The 23345-nt window shown below is 71.5% G+C and carries 35 protein-coding genes; all 35 read right to left on the minus strand.

The window, feature by feature from the left end; genetic code table 11:
• Positions 1–2: 2 nt before the first annotated feature.
• The gene (locus ACZ6IM_RS39095) at positions 3–1010 is read right to left on the minus strand and encodes a major capsid protein (RefSeq protein WP_469563659.1); all 1008 of its coding nucleotides are present in this window, start codon (positions 1008–1010) and stop codon (positions 3–5) included.
• A 48-nt stretch (positions 1011–1058) separates the two neighbouring features.
• Complete coding sequence (locus ACZ6IM_RS39100; RefSeq protein WP_469563661.1) at positions 1059–1745, minus strand: hypothetical protein; 687 nt, start codon at positions 1743–1745, stop codon at positions 1059–1061.
• Positions 1746–1868: 123 nt separating this feature from the next.
• Positions 1869–2039 carry an Rmf/CrpP fold protein gene (locus tag ACZ6IM_RS39105; RefSeq protein ID WP_469563664.1) on the minus strand — a complete coding sequence of 57 codons (171 nt, stop codon included), beginning with the start codon at positions 2037–2039 and terminating at the stop codon, positions 1869–1871.
• Between the two features lie 4 nt (positions 2040–2043).
• The gene (locus ACZ6IM_RS39110) at positions 2044–4311 is read right to left on the minus strand and encodes a phage minor capsid protein (protein ID WP_469563667.1); all 2268 of its coding nucleotides are present in this window, start codon (positions 4309–4311) and stop codon (positions 2044–2046) included.
• Between the two features lie 729 nt (positions 4312–5040).
• A complete protein-coding gene (locus tag ACZ6IM_RS39115; RefSeq protein ID WP_469563670.1) occupies positions 5041–6543 on the minus strand; it encodes a phage portal protein in 1503 nt (500 codons plus the stop codon).
• Between the two features lie 14 nt (positions 6544–6557).
• Positions 6558–7823, minus strand: a complete 1266-nt coding sequence (locus ACZ6IM_RS39120; RefSeq protein WP_469563763.1) for a PBSX family phage terminase large subunit — start codon at positions 7821–7823, stop codon at positions 6558–6560.
• Entirely contained in the window at positions 7813–8361 is a 549-nt protein-coding gene (locus ACZ6IM_RS39125; protein WP_469563673.1) for a helix-turn-helix domain-containing protein, read from the minus strand. The genes ACZ6IM_RS39120 and ACZ6IM_RS39125 overlap by 11 nt, the downstream gene beginning before the upstream one ends.
• 20 nt (positions 8362–8381) lie before the next feature.
• A complete protein-coding gene (locus tag ACZ6IM_RS39130) occupies positions 8382–8573 on the minus strand; it encodes a hypothetical protein (protein ID WP_469563676.1) in 192 nt (63 codons plus the stop codon).
• 160 nt (positions 8574–8733) lie between these two features.
• On the minus strand, positions 8734–9132 hold the full coding sequence (locus ACZ6IM_RS39135) for a hypothetical protein (RefSeq protein WP_469563679.1): 399 nt from the start codon (positions 9130–9132) through the stop codon (positions 8734–8736).
• A gap of 283 nt (positions 9133–9415) precedes the next feature.
• The gene (locus ACZ6IM_RS39140; RefSeq protein ID WP_469563681.1) at positions 9416–9817 is read right to left on the minus strand and encodes a helix-turn-helix domain-containing protein; all 402 of its coding nucleotides are present in this window, start codon (positions 9815–9817) and stop codon (positions 9416–9418) included.
• 81 nt (positions 9818–9898) lie between these two features.
• Complete coding sequence (locus ACZ6IM_RS39145) at positions 9899–10456, minus strand: hypothetical protein (protein WP_469563684.1); 558 nt, start codon at positions 10454–10456, stop codon at positions 9899–9901.
• A 53-nt stretch (positions 10457–10509) separates the two neighbouring features.
• Entirely contained in the window at positions 10510–10881 is a 372-nt protein-coding gene (locus tag ACZ6IM_RS39150) for a hypothetical protein (RefSeq protein WP_469563687.1), read from the minus strand.
• 250 nt (positions 10882–11131) lie between these two features.
• Positions 11132–12040, minus strand: a complete 909-nt coding sequence (locus ACZ6IM_RS39155) for a recombinase zinc ribbon domain-containing protein (RefSeq protein ID WP_469563690.1) — start codon at positions 12038–12040, stop codon at positions 11132–11134.
• A gap of 19 nt (positions 12041–12059) precedes the next feature.
• A complete protein-coding gene (locus tag ACZ6IM_RS39160; protein WP_469563693.1) occupies positions 12060–12266 on the minus strand; it encodes a hypothetical protein in 207 nt (68 codons plus the stop codon).
• Between the two features lie 56 nt (positions 12267–12322).
• Positions 12323–13303, minus strand: a complete 981-nt coding sequence (locus tag ACZ6IM_RS39165) for a hypothetical protein (RefSeq protein ID WP_469563696.1) — start codon at positions 13301–13303, stop codon at positions 12323–12325.
• On the minus strand, positions 13300–13830 hold the full coding sequence (locus ACZ6IM_RS39170) for a hypothetical protein (protein WP_469563699.1): 531 nt from the start codon (positions 13828–13830) through the stop codon (positions 13300–13302). The genes ACZ6IM_RS39165 and ACZ6IM_RS39170 overlap by 4 nt, the downstream gene beginning before the upstream one ends.
• Complete coding sequence (locus ACZ6IM_RS39175; protein ID WP_469563702.1) at positions 13830–14021, minus strand: hypothetical protein; 192 nt, start codon at positions 14019–14021, stop codon at positions 13830–13832. Before ACZ6IM_RS39175 ends, ACZ6IM_RS39170 begins: the two co-directional genes overlap by 1 nt.
• A complete protein-coding gene (locus tag ACZ6IM_RS39180; protein ID WP_469563704.1) occupies positions 14018–14218 on the minus strand; it encodes a hypothetical protein in 201 nt (66 codons plus the stop codon). Before ACZ6IM_RS39180 ends, ACZ6IM_RS39175 begins: the two co-directional genes overlap by 4 nt.
• A gap of 59 nt (positions 14219–14277) precedes the next feature.
• Complete coding sequence (locus ACZ6IM_RS39185; protein WP_469563707.1) at positions 14278–14538, minus strand: hypothetical protein; 261 nt, start codon at positions 14536–14538, stop codon at positions 14278–14280.
• Positions 14535–15671: a hypothetical protein gene (locus tag ACZ6IM_RS39190; RefSeq protein ID WP_469563710.1), complete on the minus strand. Its 1137-nt coding sequence runs from the start codon at positions 15669–15671 to the stop codon at positions 14535–14537. The genes ACZ6IM_RS39185 and ACZ6IM_RS39190 overlap by 4 nt, the downstream gene beginning before the upstream one ends.
• A 77-nt stretch (positions 15672–15748) precedes the next feature.
• The gene (locus ACZ6IM_RS39195; protein ID WP_469563713.1) at positions 15749–16249 is read right to left on the minus strand and encodes a single-stranded DNA-binding protein; all 501 of its coding nucleotides are present in this window, start codon (positions 16247–16249) and stop codon (positions 15749–15751) included.
• A 3-nt stretch (positions 16250–16252) separates the two neighbouring features.
• Positions 16253–16738, minus strand: a complete 486-nt coding sequence (locus ACZ6IM_RS39200) for an HNH endonuclease signature motif containing protein (RefSeq protein WP_424894026.1) — start codon at positions 16736–16738, stop codon at positions 16253–16255.
• A gap of 167 nt (positions 16739–16905) precedes the next feature.
• Entirely contained in the window at positions 16906–17082 is a 177-nt protein-coding gene (locus ACZ6IM_RS39205) for a hypothetical protein (protein ID WP_424894027.1), read from the minus strand.
• A complete protein-coding gene (locus ACZ6IM_RS39210) occupies positions 17079–17357 on the minus strand; it encodes a hypothetical protein (protein WP_424894028.1) in 279 nt (92 codons plus the stop codon). Before ACZ6IM_RS39210 ends, ACZ6IM_RS39205 begins: the two co-directional genes overlap by 4 nt.
• Complete coding sequence (locus ACZ6IM_RS39215) at positions 17354–18046, minus strand: zinc finger domain-containing protein (protein WP_469563717.1); 693 nt, start codon at positions 18044–18046, stop codon at positions 17354–17356. Before ACZ6IM_RS39215 ends, ACZ6IM_RS39210 begins: the two co-directional genes overlap by 4 nt.
• Positions 18043–18459, minus strand: coding sequence for a hypothetical protein (locus ACZ6IM_RS39220; RefSeq protein WP_469563720.1), 417 nt, complete (start codon positions 18457–18459; stop codon positions 18043–18045). The genes ACZ6IM_RS39215 and ACZ6IM_RS39220 overlap by 4 nt, the downstream gene beginning before the upstream one ends.
• A 556-nt stretch (positions 18460–19015) precedes the next feature.
• Positions 19016–19339: a DUF6248 family natural product biosynthesis protein gene (locus ACZ6IM_RS39225; protein WP_469563723.1), complete on the minus strand. Its 324-nt coding sequence runs from the start codon at positions 19337–19339 to the stop codon at positions 19016–19018.
• Positions 19336–19482 (minus strand): hypothetical protein, encoded by a 147-nt coding sequence (locus ACZ6IM_RS39230; RefSeq protein ID WP_359732797.1) that lies wholly within the window; start codon positions 19480–19482, stop codon positions 19336–19338. The genes ACZ6IM_RS39225 and ACZ6IM_RS39230 overlap by 4 nt, the downstream gene beginning before the upstream one ends.
• A complete protein-coding gene (locus ACZ6IM_RS39235) occupies positions 19479–20063 on the minus strand; it encodes a hypothetical protein (protein ID WP_469563726.1) in 585 nt (194 codons plus the stop codon). The genes ACZ6IM_RS39230 and ACZ6IM_RS39235 overlap by 4 nt, the downstream gene beginning before the upstream one ends.
• A 60-nt stretch (positions 20064–20123) precedes the next feature.
• Positions 20124–20747 carry a hypothetical protein gene (locus tag ACZ6IM_RS39240; RefSeq protein WP_469563729.1) on the minus strand — a complete coding sequence of 208 codons (624 nt, stop codon included), beginning with the start codon at positions 20745–20747 and terminating at the stop codon, positions 20124–20126.
• Entirely contained in the window at positions 20744–21889 is a 1146-nt protein-coding gene (locus tag ACZ6IM_RS39245) for a recombinase RecT (RefSeq protein WP_469563732.1), read from the minus strand. Before ACZ6IM_RS39245 ends, ACZ6IM_RS39240 begins: the two co-directional genes overlap by 4 nt.
• Positions 21886–22263: a hypothetical protein gene (locus tag ACZ6IM_RS39250; protein WP_469563734.1), complete on the minus strand. Its 378-nt coding sequence runs from the start codon at positions 22261–22263 to the stop codon at positions 21886–21888. Before ACZ6IM_RS39250 ends, ACZ6IM_RS39245 begins: the two co-directional genes overlap by 4 nt.
• The gene (locus ACZ6IM_RS39255) at positions 22260–22655 is read right to left on the minus strand and encodes a hypothetical protein (RefSeq protein WP_469563736.1); all 396 of its coding nucleotides are present in this window, start codon (positions 22653–22655) and stop codon (positions 22260–22262) included. The genes ACZ6IM_RS39250 and ACZ6IM_RS39255 overlap by 4 nt, the downstream gene beginning before the upstream one ends.
• Positions 22656–22721: 66 nt before the next feature.
• Positions 22722–22940, minus strand: coding sequence for a hypothetical protein (locus tag ACZ6IM_RS39260; protein WP_469563738.1), 219 nt, complete (start codon positions 22938–22940; stop codon positions 22722–22724).
• On the minus strand, positions 22937–23143 hold the full coding sequence (locus tag ACZ6IM_RS39265) for a hypothetical protein (RefSeq protein ID WP_469563741.1): 207 nt from the start codon (positions 23141–23143) through the stop codon (positions 22937–22939). Before ACZ6IM_RS39265 ends, ACZ6IM_RS39260 begins: the two co-directional genes overlap by 4 nt.
• Positions 23144–23345: the final 202 nt, after the last annotated feature.

A 23345-nucleotide genomic window follows, 5' to 3' on the forward strand; every position in this document is an offset into this window, starting at 1 on the left:
GATCAGGCCACCTTGATGTTGCGGAAAACCGCCGCCGCCTTGGTCGCCTTGAGCGCCACGCCCACCGGCCCCATTTCGACCTCGCCGCGCTTGACGGCGCCCGCGTTGGTGAAGTCGGGCAGGTAGCTGGACACCAGCTGACCCCCGGCGGTGGCCACGCCGTGGAAGCCGTCGAGACCGGCGCGGTAGGCGTACAGGTCGGTCAGGTTGTCGGTGGCCACCGTGGCGACGGTGCGCGTCTCCACAGGGATGATCGGGTCGTTGCTGCCCGCCTTGGTGCCCGGGTCGGCGAACGTGACGTTGCCGTACATCTCCCGCTCGATCGGTCGGCCGTTGTCGCCCAGCAGCCCCTCGATCGGGTTGCGGGTGTACATGCCCGCACGGCGGGCGGCGGCGCGGACGCGGGCGAGGGCCTTGGAGTTGCCCAGGATGAGGGACGGCGCCCCGTCGAGCAGCGACAGGAACTCGTCGATTGCGTCGAGGGCCTTGTGCTCGGCGCGGGCGTCGGCGTCGAAGTCGGACCAGTCGGTGACCTCGCCGAGCCGGAACTCGGTGCTGGAGCCGGTGAGGGCCTTGTCGAGTCCGTCGAAGCCGTTCGCGTCGGCCGCGGTGTCGCCGTTGATTACGGCGTCCTGGAACTTGGTCGAGGTCGCCTTGATCTTCTGCGCCATGTTCAGCGCGACGGCGCCGGACGCGGCCGGGCCGATACGGGCGATGACGCGGTCCACGGAGAACGATCCGCCGAGAACGGCGAGGTCGACGGTGTACCGCTCGGTCGTGACGTTGCTGTCCTCGTACTCGGAGTTGAGCGCACGGAAGGAGGCGGTCGGCTGGGTGACCAGTCGCCGGTATCCGTACGTGAGGGTCGCGCCTCCGCCGGCCGGGTTCACGGCCTGGTCGAAGGTGAGCGAGTCGAGGACGACGGACGCCTTACGGAACTCGTCGATCACCTGAAGGTCGAGGTCGTCGGTCGTGTTGTTCTTGGCCTCGGCCAGAGAGATAGCGGGCACGGGCGGTACTCCTGTTCATGGGGCCGCCCGTGGTCCGGGCGGCGGGGATCAGTTCGCCGCGAGGCGCGCGGCGATGGCGTCGTTGAGGTTCGTGGGGCGCGCTTCAGCGGCGGGCTGTCCGCCGAACTCGGCGCCGCCTCGGGCGGGCCCGGTCGGCTGTGCGGCCAGTCGGGGGTTCGCCTGCATGGCGGCGGTGATCGCCGCGGTGACGGCGGCCTGGTCGGTGGGATCGACGGCGGCGAGCTGGGCCATGGCGGACGACGAGTCGAGCAGTGCAACCAGGTCGGCGCCTGCGGCCGGTGCGGCCTGAATGACGGCGGTCTGGATGGCGAGCTGCTGCGCGGCGGCCTGGCCGGTCTGCACCTGCTCCTGTACGCGCTTGGGCAGGCGGCTGACGTCGACCTCGGGCGCGGCTGGGGCGGCCGGTTCCTGCGGCGTGTTGCCCTGCGCCTTCACACGCCACGATGCGGCCTCGGCACGGAGACTCGTGATGTAGTCGCGGGTCGCCTGGTCGAGGTGGTCGAGGCTGCCCGGCTCACCCTGCGCGGGCGCGGCCGGGGCTGCGGGCGGGGTGGTCGGGGCGGGCGGCGCCGGCGCGGTCGGTGCCGGGGGCGTGGCCGGTGCCGGGGGCGTGGCCGGTGCCGCCGGGGCACTCGGCGCGGCCGGCGCCTGCGGGGCGGCGGGAGTCGACGGGGCGGCCGGGGCCGCGGGTGCGGCCGGGGTCGGGGTGGACATGACGGGCCTCCTGGGCCGTAGTCGGGGCAGGCGCGCGCCTGGCAGCCTGCGTCGGGGCAAACGGAAACGGCCCCCTGCGCCTGGCTGGGGGCCGTTCCTGGGTGGTGCTGTCAGTGGTGTGTGTTACGCGTCGTCGTCCTCGACGGGCGGGCGCGGCGGCGCGGTCGTGACGTAGCCACGAATCCACGCGGTACGCCGTAGATCCTCGTAGGGGCAGACGGTCACGGGGTCGCCTCGGCGCCCGGCCTCGGCCCCCTCCTGCATGGCGCGGACGATGCTCTCGCGCGTGCCCACAGCGTCACCTCTTCTGCTCCTCGGCCCACAGATTCTCGCGGGCGCCTGCGGCCCATCGCTGCTGCTTGCCGGTCACCTGCTCGATGAACTCGGCCTGGGTGAGCCTGCCATGGGTGGCCCACCAGTCTTTCAGTTCCTCGGACGCGTAGGCGTAGGCGATGCGGGCTGGGCCGCGGAACAGACTGCCGGGGTCAACCTTCTTGGCGAGCCCCTTGGCGTTGAGCAGGAATCCGACGGCGTGTTCGGCGGCGAGGTACTGCTGTTCCACGTACTCGTCGTAGAGCGCGCGGGCCTCGCGGCGGGTGATGGTGTGCCGCTCGTCCTGGTCGTCGTCGGCGGCGCGGTAGAGCTTCTCCGCGGCCTCCTTCAACGCCGTGAATGTGGCGGCGTCGTCGGCGAGCGCTCCCCACCCTTCCGGGTCCGGTACAGCGTCGCCCATGGCTTCGGCGAGGGCGTCGCGGTCGGCGAGCAGATCAGCGACGGCGTCACCGGTGGCGGCCGGCGCCGGTAGCTCGATTGGGTCGCGGCGGTCCATCTCCGCAGCGATCCGCAGCATTTCGTCCCCGTCGGCGTACTGCATCGCCCACGCCAACGCGTCGTTTCCGACGTCGGTCAAGTCGTCGGCGAGGCGCCCGCCGGGGAAGTGCCGGGCGAGCAGGTCGCGGCGGTGCGCCTCGGCGGCGAGCTGTGCAACGTCGTCTGTGCCGTGGGCGAGGGCCTCGCGGACACGGGCGGCGAGCTGGTCGTCAGACAGGCCGATCAGGTCCGGGCGCGCGCCCGGGAGACGGGCGGCGACGTCGCGGCGGTCCAGCTCGGCCGCGATCCGTAGCGCGTCGGCGTCGTCGACGTGGCCGAGCACGCGGCCAAGCTCGGTATCGCTGAGCGCGGTGAGGTCGTCGGCGAGGCGCCCGCCTGGTGCGGCGCGGTCGAGCAGCTGCTCGACGTCGCGGCGGTCGGCCTCCTTCTCTATCCGGGCGCGGGCCCGGGAGTCGAGCAAGTTCGACCGCATGGCGGCGGCGAGGTCGTCGTCCGACATGGCGCGCACGCTGGCGTCGTCGCCACTCCACACGCGTGCGGCCTCGACCTGGTCCGGGGTCGGTCGGGTGGGCGGCGGCTTGTCCTGCCCGCGGGCGCGGGTGCGCTGCTCGGGCGGGAGGTTGCTGGCACCTTCCTGCTCGCGGTGGCGGAGTCGGCGTAGATCGGGGTGCGCGGCGAGGTGGGACCGCATGGCGCCCTGCCACTGCCTCACCTTGGCCTCGGCGGCGCGCTTCTCGACAGGGTCCACGGCACCCGCGGCGCGGCGCTTGTACTTCCTGATGTGCCGCTCGATCTCGCGCTGTCGCTGGCCAGCCTCGTACCCGTCCGGGTCGCTGCGGGCGTTGTCCACGCGGGTGATGCCGGGCGTATACGCGGAGACGCTGTGGCGACAGTTGGGGTGCTGCAAGCCTGCCGTACGGGCTTCGGCGAGCGATCCGGCGACGCGGACAGAGACCATGCGCCCATCCTCGATACCGTGCTCTACCTCGACCGTACGGCGGCCGGACGGCCCTCCGATCGTGAGTACCTTCTTCTCCCACGGGCGGCAGAGCGGGCATTCGCGCGGCGAGTCCGACACGATGACGAGATCCATGCCCGCGTCCGCAAGGGTCCGCGTGTGCGCCTCGATGGCGGCGCGGCCGACGGACGTGCGCACGGCCATTTCGGCATAGCTGTTGAGCTGCCAGCGGCGGCCGGACCGGTCCCGGAAGGTGGTCACGCCCTCGTCGGCCCACTGGCGCATCGCGTCCTGTGTGGCCTGGCGGCGGGTGCCGGTGCCGAGCAAGGGCGTTGCGGTCACCTGTGCGACGACGGTGCGGAACCGGTCGACGATCGTCCGCAGGATGCTGCTGTGTCGGTCGGTGACGACGTCGACGGTTTGCTGTGCGAGCCGGTCAATGGCCTGGGCGTTGGGGGTGACGTCGTCGACCAGGCGGCGGGCGTCATCGGACAGGGCGCCCAGCTCGGCCACGCCCGCCCGCGCTCCGGTGTTGTACGCCTCGGCTACGACGTCGAAGATTTCCAAGGTCACGGCCTTGCCGAGTTCGTCGACGACGCCCTGAGACGCGCGGCGCAACGTCTGGATGGCGGCGAGCTTCCGCTCGGCCCACCCCGGCGCGTCAAGCCCCTGCGCCAACTGCCGGGCGATGATGCCCAACAGGCGCTCCTCGGCCTGCGCGTACAGATCGCGGGTGCCCGCAGCCATGTCTTCGACCATGCCCGGGTGAATGGCCATCCCCGTAGTCACCCCCTACAGCGTCAGGACTACAGGAATTCACCCCTATGGGTGATGGGGGCGGCGGACCCTACCGCCCTACGCTGGCCACAAGCGCAACTGACACACCGGCCGCTCCTCGCCTCTGGGGCGGGCGCCGTGCATGGGACCGACCAGGTAGCCCCTGATCGCTCCCCTGTGCGGCACCCGCCGTGCAGTAGGGCAGAGGAGCCTGAAATGGGAATCAGAGAGACATACCGTCAGATTGTGGGTCCGCATGGTAGGCGGGCAGAAGAGGAGGAGGGTGCTTCCCATGATCGTCAAGACACCGTAGTTAGGCGCCTTGCGCGCCGTGAATCACTTTTTGACGCTGTGGGTCCGCGTAGCAGGCGGGCAGAAGAGGAGGAGGGTGCTTCCCATGATCGTCAAGACACCGTAGTTAGGCGCCCTAGGCGCAACTGGGTATATCTGAAGATTTGGGCGAGAATCACTGTCACCGTACTAAATGTTACCCTTGGGCTATTTAGGGTTGGTGGTGGAGCGTTGATCGTGTGGGAAGAAGTGCACGATCGTGGTGGACTGTGCTCCTTCGAAGTGGTTCGTGAAGTAGATGCATTCGATTCAAAATGCGTGGGAAGCGACGTTTCTGTAAAAATTTCCACGCGATGATTTTGAAGTTGGCTGAGCTGGACTGATCCCCAGCGCACGCCCCAACGTAGCGGCCCGGACTTGATCACCCGGGCCGCTTTTCTACGCCGTGAGTGGGAAGTTAGCCACCGGATCGGGCGCGGCCTGCCCGGTCTCGTCGAGGATGCGGGCAACCTCCGCCTTCACCTCGGTGTCGTCCAACTCGGGCGACCGCATCCGGACCTTCGTCTCGGTGCTGATGGCCTGAGCGCGGGCCAGCATCTCAATCGTCGTTGCTTTCGACAGGGGCGACTCGGATACCGGTTGAAACGTCACCGTCGGCCGCTCGACCTTCAACCCGCGGTTGAACTGGGCGGCGTCGAGGGCGAGCAGCGTCTCGCAAAAGTCGGCGAGACCGTAGCGCCAGTATCCGGCCTTCTTCGCTGTCGTCGTCTTCGTCCGCTGACTCTCGGAGTCCACCTCCGTGGCGGTGACGGCTGCCCCATCGGTGGCGAGACCGAAGCTGCGGGCGGAGTAGCCGGCCGACCGTGCGGCCTGCCTGATGGCGCTGTCCACGGTCGCCGAGTGCTCGGCCACCCTGATCTCGAACTGAGCAATCGTGATGCCTGTCGAGCCTGCCTCGTTGGGCGGGATCTTGAGCCCAGAGTAGATTTCCCGCTCATCGTCGAACGCTGCGCCCTTGCCCGGTCCGAGGTTCGTGAGGTAGCCCTCTGGGACGACCAGCCGGGAGCGGGCCAGCCGCAGGTCACGCATCCATGACGTCCATGACTCGTCGAGGGCGCCGAGCAGATCGTAGATCGGCGCGGCGTAGTCGCTGCGCCCCATGGGTGAGCCGCGGTGGACCCGGTTGGGCAGCATGTTGGGCACGTAGACGGCGGTGAGCCGCTGAGTACCGGTCTCGATGCTGACTCCGTCCGGGCCGAGGGACGGCACCAGGGCGGCCGTGTCGGCGTGCTCGGTGAGCGGGACTGCGCGGCCCAAGTTGTCGCGGGTGCCCTCGTACAGGGCGTGCAGGATCTTGCCCGGCTCGTGCAGCTCCAAGTGCCGGTGCACGGTCTGTGAGCCGTCGCCGGGCAGATCTCGCCAGAAGATGACGGAGCGGAGCATTCCCCAGCGGAACACGGGTACGGCCTGATCTGCCTGTACGACGTCGGGAATGGGCCGGTCCGGGATCGTGTCGCGGTCCCATGTGGCGCGCAGGTAGACACCGGAGATCGCCGCGGACTGCTCGGCCGCTGACAGAAGCAGATGTTGCACACGGGCCTCATCGAGGATGGTGTCAAGGCGGTCCTGCGTGGCCGTGGTCTTGCAGCGGATCGCGGGCATGTCGCCGAACAACAGGTCGGCGCTGGTGCTCGCGATATCCCCGGCGAGGGGAACGTGCAGACGCTTCTCCCGCTTCGACGGGTAGAGCGGCTCATCCCGCCGGCCGAACCTGCGGCGGCGGTTGTCGCCGCGCATCTGCGGGTGCTGCTCGCCCCACTCGTGCGCGCGCATCAGCTCGTCGGGGTCGCCGCGGTACCACATGTCGTCACGGCGCATGTGCCGGTACGCCTCCGCCATGTGCGGCGGCGGCCACGCGGCCCCGTTGGCGGGCAGGGGCATCGGGGTTCCACCTCCTAGGCGGCAAGGGTGAGTAGGTGCCGCCACTCGGTGGCGGTGGAGTGAATCGCGTACCTAAGCGCATCCACACTGTGGTCGTTGAGCTTGACGGGCTTGTCCTCGCCCTTCTCCGCGGCCTTCTCGTCCCACACGTAGCCGGGCATTTCCTCGATCAGGCCCGTGCAGGAGCGGTGCACGCGGAGTAGCCCGGCGGCGAGCAGCGACGCCACGTCGCGGATACCGTCGGCCACCTCATTCGAGGCACGGGCAAGGTTGGGGAATCCGTCCTCGTACGCCTGCGTGATGAACGATGCGGCGGAGGGGTCGACGAACGACCACTCTGGGGTGACGCCCTTCGGCGCGGTGCCTGGTGCGCCCGGCGGCCGGTAGTCGGCCAGCCACGCCCGGATCGCGGCCGAGTACTGCGCGTCGGTCATCTGGCGTTGCGCCTGGCGGGAGTCGTGCCGCCACTCGGCGCACGCGTACAGGCGCCCGTCGACGCCGAGACCGAGCAGGATCACGGACGTGGCGTTGACCGTGCCGTAGTCCATGCCTACCCAGTACTGGACCATTTCGGGTAGCTCGTCGACGACGTGCGTTGCTTCGTCCCACGCCTCGTAGATGGCACCCTCGGCCATCACCCACAGGCCGAGGATGTTCCGCTTGTAGAACAGGCCCCGGTGGGCGGCGCGCTGGCGGGCCTTGTACGCCTCGGACAACCCGGGGTTGTCGTCCATCATGAAGTGCCACGACCTGAGCCGCTGCTCGCGCGGACGGAGTAGGTACTCCTTGCGCGCCCAGTGGTTCGGGTTGTCGGGGTTGGTCGTGCCGTAGATCCGCGATCCGTCGACGCTGCAACGGGCGTTGAGCTGGTCGTAGAACGTGCGGGGGAGCGTCGTGACCTCGTCGACGTACGCGCCGGCACACGTCAAGCCCCTGACCTTGGGCTCGGCCTGGGCGTCGTTGGCGCCGAGACAATGCACGCTGCGGCCGAGCACGTTCGCGGTCGGGGCGCCGTTCGTGTAGTGGATATCCCGGGCGAGGCTGCCGAAGATCGTCGGATCGGTCAACGGCCCGAAGACGTTGCGGGCGAGGCTGTCGCGGGTCCGGCCGACCATGACCAGCTCGCCACTCTCGGGCCGGTCGGCGACGAACGCCAGCCACGCCAACAGGCTCGCGATCGTCTTCCCGGACCGAACCGACCCTTCCCAGATGTTCTGAAAGGCGCGGGCCTCGACGATGGAGTCGACCTGCTTGGGCGACAGGGGGAGCTTAGGGCGCATCATCGTCGGCGGCCTCCGGCTCTACGGGCTCCGGGGGCGGCCCGCCGTGGCGTGCCGTGTAGTCCGCGGCAAGTCCGGCGATCAGGTCGCCGATGACGCTGCGGGACTCGGCGCCGGCGTCGTCGCGCGGCGGGACCAGCTTCATGGACCGGTCAACAGCCGTGGCGATGACCGACATGATCGAACGCCGGTCTGCGGGGATCGGCTCGGGCGCGGTCTTCTCGGCGTACTTGTGGTCTTTGCCGCCCCACTCCCAGTAGAGGGTAGGCGCGGAGAGCTTGTCGGCCTCGCGCTCGGCTATGTCCTGTAGGCGCTCGGCGAACTGGGCGCGGCGGGCGGCGAGGTCGGCCTTGCGTACGGCGGTGGCGGCCTCGACCTGCGGGGCGCGGTCGAAGGTGAGCCCCTGCTCGGCGGCGAGCTTCGAGACCGTCGACGGTGACCGCTTGATGGCGCGGGCTATGTCGTTGCGGCTCTTGCCCTTGGCGTGCAGGCGCTTGACGGCGGCGCGGTCCTTGTCGGTGAGGGGGCGGGCGGCCATGGCTCACCCCCTCGACACGGTCAGGCGTTCAGCTCCACGCGGTGGCGTACGGCCTCGGCCGCGAGGCGCCACGCGTTCTGTACGGGCGTGCCCAGCGCATCCCACGCGGGCAGCTCGTCACCGCGGACGTTCAGGTTGTCGGTGCTCTGGGCGTACGCCTCGTAGGCGGCCTTGGCGATCGCGTCGGTGGTGGGGCGGACCTTGTACAGCACGGGCGGCCTTCCGGTCGTGGGCGTGGGTTGGGGGCGGTCCGGGCGGGTTGTCGCTTCCCGCCGCCTGCCGTCGTCACCGGCTCTTCCGGTCCGCCTCCGGGCATGGGAACGCCCCGTCGTGCACGGACACGGCGGGGCGTTGGTCTGGGGTGGCGCGGTGCTACGCGGTCTTGCAGAAGTCACCGATTGCCGTGTTGATGTGCTTGCCCTGCTCCTCGGTCACCTCGACGTCGCCGCCGCTGAATCGCTGCGAGGCGATGTAGTCGAGGCGCTCGCCGCCTCCGTTGATCGCTGCGCACTGGTTGCGCGCGTTGTCGATGGCGTCGGCCTCGTCGGCGACCAGGGCGGGGTCAACGTCCCGGAGCGCGGCGAGCAGTGCATCACGGTCGGCGCCGGTCGGCTCGGGCGGGATGCCGGCCTTCTTCTCGGCGGCGGAGTAGTCGACGCTCGGGCTCGCGCTCTTGCTCGGGGCGGCGTCGGTGCTGTCGTCGCTGTCGCTGCTGCACGCGGTGAGCGTGGCGAGGGCGGCGAGTAGGACGGCGGCGGCGGTGCGCTTCACGGTGTGGTCCCCCCACGAGTGTTACGGGTGTGTCTGTGGTGAGACACGGCAGGGGGACGGATGGTTGCACGGTGCATGGGAACGCCCCCGCGGCCTCAAAGCGGCGGGGGCGTTTCCGGGCATGCGTGATCGCGGCCGACTATAGGTCACGGAAAGGTCACGGCGCAACGTGCGCGCGAGCCGGTGCGCGTCCGGTCGGCTAGCGTCGCGTTCGTCCTCCGGAAAGGGGGATGCGGAAGGGCCCTCACTGTCGACACCGGTGAGGGCCCTTCGGCGTGCCTGGCTACTGCTCGGCGGCGACGCGGTGCGCGGTGGCGCGCATGGTGGAGCGTCGAGCGTCGGCGGCGGCGCGCAGGATGCGCCGGATCGGCTCGGGGAGCGCACCGGTGCGCGGGTCCATGAGGCAGTTGAGATCTTGGACGGTGCGCGGGTCGAGGGGGTGAAGCAGTCGCGGTGTGGCGTTGGCTCCGCTGGTCAGAGTGATGGTGCGCTCCGCTGGTGCGGTGAGTGCTGGCGTGGCGCGCTCCGTCGGCTCCGGGGTGGTGCGGAGGATGCGCGCGACGGTGGTGTGGTGCACGCCGACCTCGCGGGCGATGGCGCGGGCGGATGCTCCATCGGTGGCGAGCTGGCGTATGCGGGCGTCGCGGGTGGTGCGCTCGGCGGGGGTAAGGTGCGTCGTGGCCATGGTCGGGGTTGCTCCGATCGTGGTTAGTCGGGTCCGGCCGGTGGTGACGTCACCGTGTCCGGGCCCGCGCCTGTTGGTGGGCTACTGCTGGGCGGAGCTGTCCCGCGCTGCGTCGGTCTGGCGATAGGTGGCGCTGTCGTCGTCCTTCGCCTTGCCCCCCCAAACCAGTACGCGCATGCGGTGCTGACGTGATCCCAATCCTGCGCGCTCAACTGCGCGTTGAGCGACTTCCGCTTCGTTGACTCGCTTCAGGTTTACGACGTCCGTGCCCGTCTCCCAGGTTCGCCACCCCGGGCCAGCATCCGAGTCGAAGAGGTCTAGGCGCCACGTATAGAGCCGGTTCTCACGCAATACGCGGTAGACGTATGACTCGGTCACACCGAGTTCGAATGCGATATCAGCGACGCTCTTGTCGGCCGCGCGGGCTTCGAAGATGAGTGCGGGCAAGGTGGCTTCGGTCTGCTGCCAAAGGCGGCGAGCGTATCCGGCTCGCTGCATGCGGCGGTCGAGGGAGTCGGCGTCCTTGCTCCACACAGTCCGAATGGTTTTGATCTTGTCGGCAATGTCGAGTAGCTGAGTCACGTACGCCTCGATCGCTCGTTCCTCGATCAGTTCGGCCTTGAAGGGCTCTTGGGGCATCGTGGTGCTCCGGTCGTGATTGGCCCCGCCCTCAGTAAGGGCGGGCGGGGTGGTCAGGTGAACAAAGCGCCCTGTTCCATGTCGGGCTCGACGTCGAACAGGGTGGGCTCGGGGCTGGTGGTGCGGGTGCCGATCCACTCGGCGCGCCACGTGCCGGCGTCGGTGGCGCGCTGGTTGTCGACGGCCTCGACCAGGGCGCCGAACATCATCGCGGCGGCGGCGAGGGGTGACGCGGGCGGCTGGTCGAGCCATGCCTCAGCGGTCGCGGTGGCGTCGGCGCGGTCGCGGGCCTCGGCCTTGACGCACCGGGTGCACGTGCGGGTGCCTACGCCGGGCGTTCCGGCGGTGCGGCCGCAGTAGGTGAGGTGGCTTCCGGGCTGCTTGTAGTGGCCGATGCGGCCGCATCCGGTGAGGTAGGTGTTCAAGGGGGTTGCTCCCTTCGGTGGTGCCGGGTGACGTCCGGCACTGCCCACTGTATTGAGTACTGTACTGAGTACACAAGTGAGCATGGCGAATGAACACGCCTTCTACCGAGTGGAGTTGGGATAGAGTCCGGCACAAGCCACTGAGACGGTCAGACCGAACAGGTCGGGGGTCCGCCACCTTGCGCCGCGTACGCGTCGCGGCACCGTCGCTCGGAGAGGCCCCGGGGTGCGTTCCCCGGGGCCTCTCGTCTTACGCGGCGGTCTCCTCGCCCCGTTCCCGCGCGGCCTCCATCGCCGTGTACAGCCCGACCAGATCGGCGCCCCGCCACGTGCGCCGGCCTCCGTCGAGGATGACGGGCGCTCCGCAGGTCTCACCGCGGCCACACGTGACGTACGGCTCGCCGCCGGGCACGGTCCGGCCGGTGAGGGTGTCGCCGCACCACGGGCACGGGGTGTCCAGCGTGACCGTCCGACCGTCGCGGTTCAGGGCGCGGTCGACGGTGACGCGGGCGCGGCGGATGGTGGCGGCGGCCTCGTCGACGGTGCGGAGCGGCACGGGGCGGAACATGTCGCCGTGCTGCTCGCCGAGTATCCGGCCCTCGATCCAGACGGCGGCCCAGTGGAGGCCGTAGGCGCGGCTGCCGGGCGAGGCGGCGCGGGCGGTGACGCTGGCGTTGTGGGTGGGGAGGTTCCAGCGGGCGGGGTCGTCGCGGTCGGCCTGGTCCTCGCGCATCTCCGTGCCTGGCGGCCACGACCGGAGCGCGACGCGGTGACGGCGCACGGGGCGCTGCGCCTGCTCGGCGATCCGGTCGGCCAACTCGAACAGGGCGCGCTCGGTCGACAGGGCGGCGTCGAGGGCGTCGAGGTTCGCGGGCGCGGGGTGCTCGCGGAGGATGAGCGGCATCCGTCCGATGACGGGCTCGGCGGCGCGGGCCTCGTCCTGCACGCGGTCTTGGGTGCGGCGCGGCGGCCACGTGTCGGCTGGCCGCTCGTCGATCGCGGTGAGCAGGTCGCCCCACTGCTCGCGGATGGCGCGGAGATCCTCGGCGGCCTGCATGGTGCGGTGGAAGTCGGCGCGGGCGGGCGCGCGGTGGGCGCTCCACTCGTCGACGATGACGCCGGCGGGGATGGGGCCGTGGTTGCGGGAGGGGGTGTTCATGGGCTGCTGCTCCTGGTGCTCAGTGCTGACGGCGGGCGGGCGGACCGTAGGGCGACTGCCACGCGGGGCGGTCGCGGTGCTGCTCGGTGGCGCGTACCTGCTCGGCCGCGGTGGCGATGGCGCGGGCCATGGCTGCGACGTGCGGGGCGATGGCTGTGAAGTAGGCGCGCATGGCGGTCTGGAGTTGGGCGGCGGCTTCGGGGAGGGTGGGCGGCTGCTCGGTCACGGCTGCTACTCCTGGGGCGGGCGGGCGCCCCGCGGGTGTGGCGGGGCGCCGGGTGGTCACTGGCACTCGGGGCCGGGCGGGATGAGCCGGTGGCTGTGGTACGGCTGGCGGCACTCGAACGGCTTGGGGGCGAGGGCCTGGCGGAGCCCCTCGGCGAACTCGTCGGTGGTGGGCGACGCGGCGCGGACAGCATCGGCGAACTCGTCGGCGAGGGTGGTGCGGGCCTGGAACTCGCGGCCGAATGCCTGCACAAAGGGAAGTTCGGCGGCCATGGCAGCGCGGTCGGCCTTGCGGTCGCGGCGACAGGCCATCCACGCGAGGCGGTACCGGCGGGCGCGGTGCTCGGCTCGCTCGGCGCGCACGGTCTCGCGGGTGTAGAGCCGCTCGAACCGGGCGCGTTCCCGCTCGGCAAACTCGACGGTGCCCGCGGTGGGCTGCTTCACGGTGACCGCCTGGCCCTGCTCGGCGTGCGGGGCACCGGTGATAGCGCAGAAGTAGCGCCTGATGAGCGTGGACGCTTCATAGCCCGGGATGCCGGGGCCGGTCATTGCCTCGCGCAGTGCGTGCATGGGGTGGTCACGGCCAGCGATCTCGGGCGTGCGGATGCTCTGGATCGTGGCCTCGGCCTGCTCGGCGCGGTCGTGCTGGCGTGCGCGTTCGGCCTCGGCCTCGTTGCTGCACTGGTGCGCCGCCGCGAGCAGCTCCTCGGCCTGCTCGGCGCGCTGCTCGGCGTCGCGGATGCGGTCGAGGGGGCGGGGGCCGAGTACGGACCGATACGCGGTGAGCTGTTCCTCGGCGTCGAGGGCGCGCTGTTCCATCTCGCGTATCGCGTCGTCGGCGGCGGCCCGGTGCTTGCCGTACGCGGTGCCGGTCTCGGCGAGACTGCGGCGGGTCTGGTCGTAGGCGCGCTGTTCCTCGCGTACCTGCTCGACCATGAGCGCGGCCTCGGCGGTGGTGAGGTTGCCGCGGAGTGCGCGGGACAAGAGGTTGTCGAGCAGGTCGCGGCGGTCCTTGCGGCGCTGGGCGGTCGGCTTCACTTCTGCTGCTCCTCGGCTTCGGTGCGGGCGGTGTCGGCGAGGGTCGACAGGCGGGCGACGAACGCGGGCAGCGCGGTGACGGGGATGGACGAACCGTTGGGGCTGGTCCGGAAGTAGATGCCGGGGTTCTCCTGGCCGTGGGTGAGGTAGACGGCGGGGGCGACCAACAGGCGGTCCCCGTCGACGTCGGTGTGTGCGTAGGTCGGCCGGCCGTCGGGGTCGGCCTTGTACTGCTCGGGCTCGTCCTGGTCCGCGCGTGCCCAGACGGTGTGGGCCTGCTCGATGTGGCCGGACACGACGCCCTCGCACGGCTTGCCGTAGACGTCGACGGTCCGGAACGTGAGCTGCCCGCGGGCGGCGCCGGGCGAGTTGTACGGGCCGTACGCGGTGGTGTACTCCGGGCCGTCCCACAGAAAGCGGGGCGAGGCGAGGTTGCCGCGTTCCCAGTTCGGGTTCTCGCGGCGCTTGCGGGCGACGATGACCACGCGGAACATCGGCTGTTCGTCGCTGACGAGTCGGCGGGCCATCAGGGGCGCTCCTTGGTGGGGGCGAGTCCGTCGAGGACGGGCGGAACGATTCGGCACACCCCGTTGAGGCAGACCTGTTCGGCGTGGGCGGCGTAGTGGACGTGGTGGCCGGCGGCGAGCAGCTCGGCTGCGGCTTCGCGGGCGGCGACGGTCCGGCCGGTGCTGCGGTCGAGGGTGTCGAGGGTGATCACGGGGTGGGCTCCTGCGTGGCGCGGATGGCGTCGGCTACGGCGAGTAGGGCGGACGCGGTGGCGAGCTGCGCCTGTACGGCCCAGATGTTGACGGCGAGGTCGCGCGGCACGTCGGTGCCGTCGGCGTTCCGGCTGATCTCGCTGTTCACGTGGTTGATGACGTGGGCGGCGTGGTGGTCGGGGTTTCTGCGGCTCATGGCTGCTCCGTGGGGCGAGGGGGCCGCCGTGTGGTCGGCGGCCCCGGTACGGTCGGTGGTCAGTGGCCGCGGGGGTCGCACTGGCTGAGCGGGCAGTTGTGCCGGTGACACCAGTCGGGGGACCGCTCATCGATGGCGGTGCGGGCGAGGTGGCCGGGCTTCATGCGCTGGTCTCCGTGGGCGAGGTGGTCGAGGGCGCGGCAGGTGGGGCAGGTCCAGTCGCCGCAGGCTTCTCGGGCGAGGCGCATGAGGGCGCGGTCGGCGTCGCGGCGCTGCTGGCGTGCGGTGAGGCGGGCGCGTATGCGGGCGAGGGTGGTCACTGCTGCGCCTCGTAGGTGCGGTGGAAGACGTCGAGGGGGCACGCGCTGCCGCACTGGCCGGGCTTGTCGTCGCGCCACTCGTAGGAGACGGCGGTGTGTCCGTCCTCGGCGGTCCACACGCGGGTGACGGTGACGATGCGGCCGGCGTCGGGTTCGGCGCGCTTCACGTACCGGTCACCGACGGCTGGCGTGCGCGGCTCCTCCGCCTTCCTCTTGCCGCAGATACCGCAGTGCTGCCAGGTGTTCCCGGCTTCGTCGCGGGCGGGGCGGTCGTTGCCGTCGAGCGCGGTAACCCACACGTGCGCGGGCTCCTCGATGTTCTCGCCGGTGTCGACGAACTCGCGGTCGGGATGGATGTAGTCGGCGGCCCAGATCGACCAGCCGCGGGCCTTACCGAGTGTGGTGATCTGCTCGGCGAGGTGGCGGGCGAGGGCCTGCGCGGTGTCGTTGGCGATGCGGTCGCGCTGGGCGATCAGGGCGGCGCGCTCGGCGTCGTGCGTCTCGGTGGCGTACCACGCGGTGGCCCCGTAGCCGCGCTCCTCCTGCAACACGGTCTCGGCGCGGTCCGCGGCATGCGCGAGGGCGTCGCCGAGGTCGGCGTCAACGTCGGCGGCCGGGACGTCTACGGCTATCCAGTGCCGGCGGGTGTCGGTCGGCTGTCCGGCGAGGGCGCGGGCCATGGCCGGGACGGCGTCGCGGGCGGCGGCGAGCAGCGCGGCCGACGGAGAGAACGGGTACGGGATCGGCTCGTCACCCTGGGCGCGGGCGCGGCGGTCGAACTCGTCGGCGGTCAGGCGCAGGCTGTAGGCGACGCGGGCGGGGTTCATGCCGTGGCTCTCGGCGGTGAGGTGGACCTCGTCGGGGTCGGCGGTCGGGCGCAGCGTCACGACCGCGGACGGCTCGGGCTCGGCGGCGGCCTGGTCGTCGTCCTCGTACCCGGCAACGTCCCAGCGCTTGGCGGTGCGGTCCCAGACGACGGACCACATGCGGTGGTCCGTGAGGGTTCCGTCGAGGTCGATACCGACACCCATGCCGGCGGATTCGGCCGCGTTGAGGGCGTCGGCGATGGCCTGCCAGTACTCGCGCTCAGTACGCGGGATGAACGGCTCGGCGGGGGTGGGCTGGTCGGGCATCAGGGGTGCTCCTGTCTCGGTGACGTCGAGGTGATCCCGCGCGCGACCGGAGCGGCGTCCGGTCGCGGGCGTGAGGGTCAGAAGGGGGGTTCGTCGCTGTATCCGCGCCGCTGCTGGGCGCCGGTGTCCCATGGGTTGCTCTGCTGCTGGCCGTATCCGCCGCTGTTCTGCTGGGCGCCGTAGCCTCCGCTGTTCTGGTGCTGGCGCTGCTGGCCGTTGGCCTTGGTGACGACGGCGGTGGCGTTGCGGAGGGACGGGCCGACTTCCTCGGCTTCCAGCTCGTAGACGGTGCGCTTCACGCCGTTGCTGTCCTCGTAGGACCGCTGTTTGAGGCGGCCTTGCACGACGACGCGCATGCCTCGCTGGAGCGATTCGGCGACGTTCTCGCCGAGCTTCCGCCACGCCTCGACGGTGAGGAACAGGGAGTCCCCGTCCTTCCACTCGTTCGTGCTCTTGTCGAAGGTGCGGGGGGTCGAGGCGATGCGGAACTTGGCGACGCCGTGACCGCTGGGGGTGAATCGGAGTTCGGGGTCGTCGACCAGGTTTCCGACGACGGTGATGACGGTTTCGCCTGCCATGGGTTAGGCGGCCTGCCTTTCGGGTGTGGTGCGGGTGCGGGTGCGTTCGCAGGTCCGGCATGCGCGGCTGCCGTCGGGGCGGCGGCGGGTGTTGGCCTGGTCGTAGGGGTGGCCGTGGGCGCAGCGGGTTTTGCGGGCGTTGATGGCGGTGGGGCCGGTTGACCGGAGGGTGTTGGTCCGGTGGTCGGTCATCTCCAGGTGGGCGACGTTGACGCAGTCGCGGCGGCGGCATCGGTGGTCGACTTCGGCGCCGGCGGGGATGGGGCCGTGGGTCTGCTCGTAGGCGTACTGGTGGGCGCGGATGGTGCGGCCGTTGACGCTGAACGCGCCGTAGTACTCGCCGAATTGGCCGGCGTCGTGAGGGCGTTTGCTGCGGGCTCCGCCGGTCCAGAGGTGGCAGGGGCCGGGGGCGTGGCGGTAGAGGCTCACGGGCCCGTGGGGGTTGACCTTGGCGGCGAACCGGTCGGCCGGGGTGAGCTTGGCTGCCATCGGCGCGGGTCCCTTCGGTGCTGAGCGCTGGGCGCTCCCGGTTCGTGGCGCCGTGCGTACTCGGCTGCCGTAAATCTCGATCGAGCGTGAGCGTCAATCACTCACGCGTGGAACGTAACACGGAGGGGTGTCTGCCGGGATGCCTGCGGGCACCCCTCCGTGAGGGGCTACGCGGCGCGTTGTGGGGCGCTGGTGGTGCTGGTGGGGGTGATGGTCCATCCGGCGGCTTCGAGGGCCTGTACGGCTCGCGTGGCGGTGACGCCGGGGCGCTGCATCAGCTCGGCGAGGTGGGCGTCTTCGATGGCGGCGCGGATGACGGCAACGGCGGCCGGTGGGGTGGTCATGCGGGCTGGCCGGTGGTGTCGCGGGCGGTGCCGTCGATCTCGTCGACCTGGCGCCACTGGAAACCGCGAGCGCGGTAGATGGCGACGTAGGCGCCCTGGTCGGCGTACTGGGTGGCGATGCGGCGGGCCTTGGCGCGGTCGGGGGTGGCGCGGACGGCGGGCCGGTCGGGGCGGGCGGGCCATGTGGCCTGGATGCGGTACTGCGAGTTGTTGCGGGTGTTGTCGGCGCCGCGGTTTTTGCGGTGCCAGCCGCGGACGCTCTTGGGGGTGCTCATGCTGCGGGCTCCTGGGCGTAGTGGGCGGTCGTGGCGTCGTCGAGGCGGGTCGGGTGGGGCTTCGGCCGGGGGTTGCCGCGGTGGTCGCGGCACTGCTGGTTGGCGGGGGCGCGGCAGTGCTCGTAGGGGCACGGCACGTTGAGGGGGTCGGGGGCGCCGGCGCGGGCGAGCTGCTCGCGGCGGGCGCGGTGGGGCCGGTAGTCGGCGAGGGTCGCGGCGACGCTGGGCGGCATGTACTCGCCGAGTTCGGCCAGGCGGCGCTTCACGGCGGCGGCCATGGGGCCCGCGGTGAGGGCGCGGTGCGTTACGGGGGCCTGCTGGCCGGTGGCGATGGCGCGGCGTTCGGCGCGCAGGGCGGCCACGTAGGCGTCGCCGGTCTCGTCGTCGGGGTTGATCTCTGGGTGGGCGGTGGGCTCGAACGTGCCGACGTGGCGGCGGTTGAGGACGTCGGCTTTGTGGGCGTGCCACGGGCGGGATATGTCGCTGGGCTGGATGCGGTACGGGTTGCGGGCGATGTAGTCGCGGGCGACGCGGGCGGCGTCCCATCCCTGGCTCTGGGCGGGGACGTCGGAGAGCAGGTCGCACCACTGGGCGAGCCGGTCTTCGGCGGCGCCCTGGTCCTCGACGTTCATGCGGGGGTCGAGGCGGACGACGTAGGCGAGCAGGGCGGCGACTTCGCGGGGGTTCACTGCTGGGCCTCCATGCGGGCGAGGGCGGCGGCGAGGTAGTCGGCGGACTGGGCGGCGCGGCCCTTGCGGGGCGCGGTGGGGTCGAGGGGGATGACGTCGGCGCCGGGGCCGGTGGGGGCGGCGGCGGGGACGGTGCCGGGCTCGGGGGCGGGCGGTAGCGACTGCCAGGCCCGTAGGAAGTAGCGGGCGTGCGAGATGCCCTTGCGGTTGCGGGCGGCGGCCTGCACGGCGGCGGTGGCGAGCATGTCGGCGCCGCTGCGCTTCATCAGGGCTTCGACCATGAACCACTCGGCGGGGGCGAGGGTCCACGCGACGACGACGCCGGCGGCGGTGATCTGGTCGACGAGGGGGCGCGCCTTCACGGGGATCACGGCGACGTCGCCGCGGGTGTACTCCCTCCCTCCTTCATTCACTCGTTCTATGGGTGAGTGATGGGGGTCTGATTCCCGACCGCTAGCGGTCGGGTTTCCCGACCACAACGGGGGTTCGGCATGTTCGTTTTGCGGTCGGGTTTCCGGACCGCTATCGGGGGCGTTAGCGGTCGGGTTTCCGGACCGCAAACCGGTTGCGGTCGGGTTTCCGGACCGCTGGGTTTCCGGTCGGGTTTCCAGACCGCTACGGCGTACGTAGTCGACGGCTCCGGGGATGCGGTACAGGGCGGCGCGGGACCCTGCGGCGGCCTCGGCGATCTCCAGTTCGCCGGAGTCGAGGGCGCGGCGTACGGCCTCGACGGCGGCGCCCTTGCTCGCGTTGAGTCGGCGGGCGAGGTCTGCGGTGCCGACTCGGGCGAGGGCGGCCGGGCCGGTGGTGGCGTCGGCGATGGCGAGCAGGGCCAGGCGGGAGTTTCCGCGGCTGCGTGAGTGCCGCCACACCCAATCCTGAGCGTCGAGGGTCACGGGGTCGGTGCTCCTTACGGGGGTGGTGCGCCCGGGGCGAGGGGCGCAGGGGCTCGTCCTCGCCCCGGGACGGTCAGAGGTCGAACAGCAAGCCGCGCTGCTCGGCGGCGTCGGGGCGGTGGCAGGCGCACGTGCAACGCCACTGGCAGGCGCGGCCGGTGCGGAACACGTCGGCGATGACGCCCCCGTCGCGGCCGAGCAAGTAGGTCTCGGGCTCCTCGCGGCTGTACCAGGCGGCTTGCGCGCGGTGCGCACAGTTGGGGCATCGGTCGGTGGCGCAGTGCGCCGACTGGCCGAACTGGCACGCGCAGTGGGTGAGCAGGAAGTCACCGACGCCGGCGCATACGCGGTGGGGCAGTGCGTGAGCGTAGGTCCACGCTGCTTCGCTCGGCGTCACGGCGTCGGCTCCTTGCGTCGGTGGGTGCGGGCGGGCTGGTGGTCGTCGCACTTCCAGCCGCAGGGGTACGGGCGGGCCGGGCGGGCGCCGCACTGCGGGCGGCCGTACTCGCAGCGCGGCGGCCCGTCGTCCTCGGCCGTCACGCGGCGGCCTGGCGGGCGTGCTTGGCCTCGGCGTGGCAGGCACCGCAGTACGGGGCTCCGTCGGGCAGATACCGGCGGTGCTCGGCCGTGGCGTGCCCGCGGTTGCACTCGGCCAGCGACGTAGCGCGGCCCGTGATGACGGCGAGGGCGGCGCGGGCGCGGGTCCGGCCGGGCTCGTCCTCCATATGGGCGGGTGCGACGCACCACTCCGGCTGATCGCACTCGGCGGTGACGTAGCCCTCGGGGTCGCGGCCGGTGTGGGCGCGGAAGGCGATCGAGCGGGCCGTGTAGGTGCGCTCGTGGTGCGTGAACACGGGGGTACCGGTGTTCTTGGTGCGGCGGCCGGCCCACTCCATGTGCCCGCCCTCGACGGACCGCATGAAGGTCATGACCTTCTGTTCGACGGTGAGCGTCGAGCGGTTCGGGGCAGGGCGCTTGGGGGCCGGTCCGAAACCGAGCCGGGTGCGATACCGGGCGGCGGTGCTCTTGTCGATGCCGAGCGCGCGAACGGCGTCGTTGTTCGTGGCGCCCTGGGCGAACAGTTCGGCGAGGGTCTGCACGGTGGTGGTGTCGAGCGGCATGGGTGTCTCCGGGTCGAGCGGGCCCGCCCCGTGACGTGGGGCGGGCCGTACGGCTGGGGGCTATGCGGCGGGAGTGCTGTCCTCGGCGGGCGGCGCGGTGGGCGCGGCTGGGGCGAGGGCGGGCAGGACGTGCGCGGCGAGGTCGCCGGACCGCCACGCCTCGGCGACCAGCTCGCGGCCGTCATAGGTGCTTGTCTTCGACTTCCGCGTGTACGTCATCCGGAGTCCGGCGGCCTTGCTCGGGCGGATCGCGACGCCGGGCACGTCGTGCACTTCGCCGGTGGCCTCGTCGACGTAGCGGGGGACGCCGGCGGCGGTCATGGCGGCGAGGGCCTGCGCGGACCATGCGGGCCGGACGGACGTCCGGACCTGCATGGGCACGATCTCTACGACGTGCTCGGACGGGAAGTTGTCGCGAACCCACGCGGTGAACGCGTCCGAGTCGGTGATCTGCGCGGCCTTCTCTCCACCCGTGCGGGAGACGGAACCGACCTTGACCCCGCCGGGCAGCATCGCGTCCAACTTGCTCGTCCCGGCCGCCTTGTGCTGCTGGTCGAGGTGGTGTTGTACGTCGGTGCGGGCCTCGGCGTACGCCTTCTTGACCTCGTCGAGCAGGGCGCCGAGCGCGGCGAGCTTGGTTACGGCGTCGCGCACCGTGGGTGCGGTGGTGGGCTGCTCGGTCACTGCTGCGCACCCCCGGCGGCGGCCTCGATCTGCTGCCGGAACTGGTGGAGCTGGGCGGCGGGGGCCTGGTCGATGGGCAGGCCGTAGGCGCGCTCGAACGCGGCGTCAAGGTTGGGGAGGTTGGCGGTCGAGGCGGCGAGCCTGAGCGCGTTCTCGGCCTCGACGGCGGCCTCAGCGGCCGTGGTCACGGCGGCGGTCTCCTCGGGCGAGTAGGCGCCCTCAGCGGCCATGGTGTCGGCGACGCTGTGCGGCGTGCCGGTCCGCGGCTCCTCCTCGGCGAGCGTGTCGGCCTGCGCCTGGGCGGCGCGCTCGCGGCCGATGGCGGCGAGCTGGTCGAGGTAGTCGGTCGGGGCTCCCGCGGCCTTCGCCTCCTGCCACAGAGCACGGACCGAATCGGCGGTCTCGGCGGCCTGCGCCTCGGCGAGGAAGTCGCGGCGCTCCGACTGCGGCGCGGGCGGCGGCGTGTTCGGCGTCGACTGCACGACGGTCGCCTCCGTCATCTGCGGGGCGTCGGCCCGTTCAACGATGACGGGCTGGCCTTCCTGGTCGACGACGGCGCCGAGTTCCTCGGGCGTGTAGATGGCGCCGTGCAGCACCTCGGGGCACGCGATACGGATGGCCTCGGCGATGGCGCGGGCCCGCAGCATGGCACGCGGGAACCGTTCCCACGGCTGCGGGCGGTTCTTGTCGTCACGGGCGTACGGGCGGCCATCCCGCAGCGTGCAGAGTCCGGCGGTCACGGCGTCGTCGAGCGTCCACTCAACCTCCGACTCGTCGTCGGGGTCGTCGGCGCGCTGAACACGGACGACGCACCGTTCCCGGTCCGACTTGATGCGGACGCGGTGGCCGGCCGACCGGGCGCGGCCCAGCATCAGGTCCGCGGACTGGGTGGGCTTGCCCTTGATGACGTGGATGGTCGTGATGGTGGTCACGACGTCGAGGCCGAGCGCGCGACCGTACTCCATCGCCCACAGCACGGAAGCGGGCTGCTTGCGGTAGACGTCGGGCAGGAGCGGCGTGTTCGCGAGGGACTCGCAGAACTGCCACGCCTCGTAGGGGGACATGTGGGAGAGGGAGAGGGCTCCGCCGGGGGCGGTCGGCGAGGGCGCGGTGGTGCGGGGGGCGATGGTCTGGACGGTCACGTGCGCGGTTCCTTCGTGCTCTGGTGGCGGATGTGTGCGGCGTGCTGGGTGAGGCGGGTCGCGAGGGCGATCGCGGCATCCGGCCCGTACTGCGGGTCGAGCTGGTGCTCGATGGGCAGCTCTTCGAGCAGGGCGTCACGGGTGCCGTCGACCTCGGCGGCGCGGATGGCGCGCTCGTACTCGGCGGTGTCGGTGTCGACGTCGGCCATGTCCTTGGCGATCACGGCGGTGCCGTGGGCGGTGAGCAGCTGGCCGAGTACGTCGGCGTTGTCGATGTACGCGACGGCGAGGGCGTCGAGGAGTGGCGCCGTGATCGCGTCGCGGATCGGCAGGCGTACGGCGGTGCCGTCGGCGGTGAGGGTCGGCCGGATCACGGGCGGGTCTCCTCGGCGGTGTCGAGACCGAGTGCGGCCGGGGCGGTCGGCTGGTCGACGCCGAGGACACCGGTACGGGCGTCGTACGACCGCGGGACGGACCAGTCGGCGACGGGGAATGCCCGCTGCAACAGGCCGTAGGCGGCGCGGTGCTGCTCGCGGTCGGCGCCGACGGGGCCGGTCGCGGAGTCGAGGACGATGAACGTGCGGCGGCGGTCGTCGCGGGTGACTGGGATGGTGCGGACGCGGACGGTGCCCGGGGCGATCTCGTCGAGCTGGGCGGCGATGATGCGCACGAACTCGGCGCGGCTGCTGATGCGGGCGCGGGCCTTGCGGGCGCCCTTCACGGCCTGGGCGGCGCGGGGGATACGGGTACGCTGTTCGTTGTTCACGATCGGTCCCTTCGGGGGTCGGTTTCGAGGGGCCGCCTGGGTGCATCCGGGCGGCCCTTCGGCGTGTCAGGCGGCGGCGCGGTGGCGGACGGTGCGGGCGGCACGGTCGGCGCGTATGCGCTGCTCCAGCTCGGCGAGGCTCGGCCCGCCGGGCGTGTGGCAGGCGCGGGCGGCGTCCGGGACGGGCATGCGGTCCATGGCGTCCATGCCGCGGCGCCAGATGCCGGCGGCCTCGCGGATGGCGGCAGCGCGGACGCGGGCCGTGTCGAGGCTCGGCGCGGTCATACGTCGGTCGGGAAGAGTGCGGCCGGGGTGACGCCGTAGGCACGCTCGATGGCGGCGAGGGCGGGCCCGCCCGGCGCGGAACGGCTCTGCGTCCAACTGATGACCGTGGCGTAGGGGAAGCCGAGTTCGCGGGCGATGGCGGCGACCTTGTTGTGGCCCTTGGCGGCGGCTGCGCTGCGCAGCGGGCGAGGGTCGAAGCGCATGGGGTGGTACCTCGTTCGATCACTCGTGAGTGGCGATCACTCACGAGTGAAAGCTAGCACGGTTCCACTCACGCGTGAATCATTTGTGAGGGTCATATGACAGAACCGGCCGGTAACTTGTGACGCCAGTGCTACCGGTTGTGATCAACCGGTGGAGAATCGAGCACTTGAGCGATAGTCTGCGATTCCGGATGTCCCAGAA

Source organism: Streptomyces sp. NPDC042336 (genome assembly GCF_055581985.1).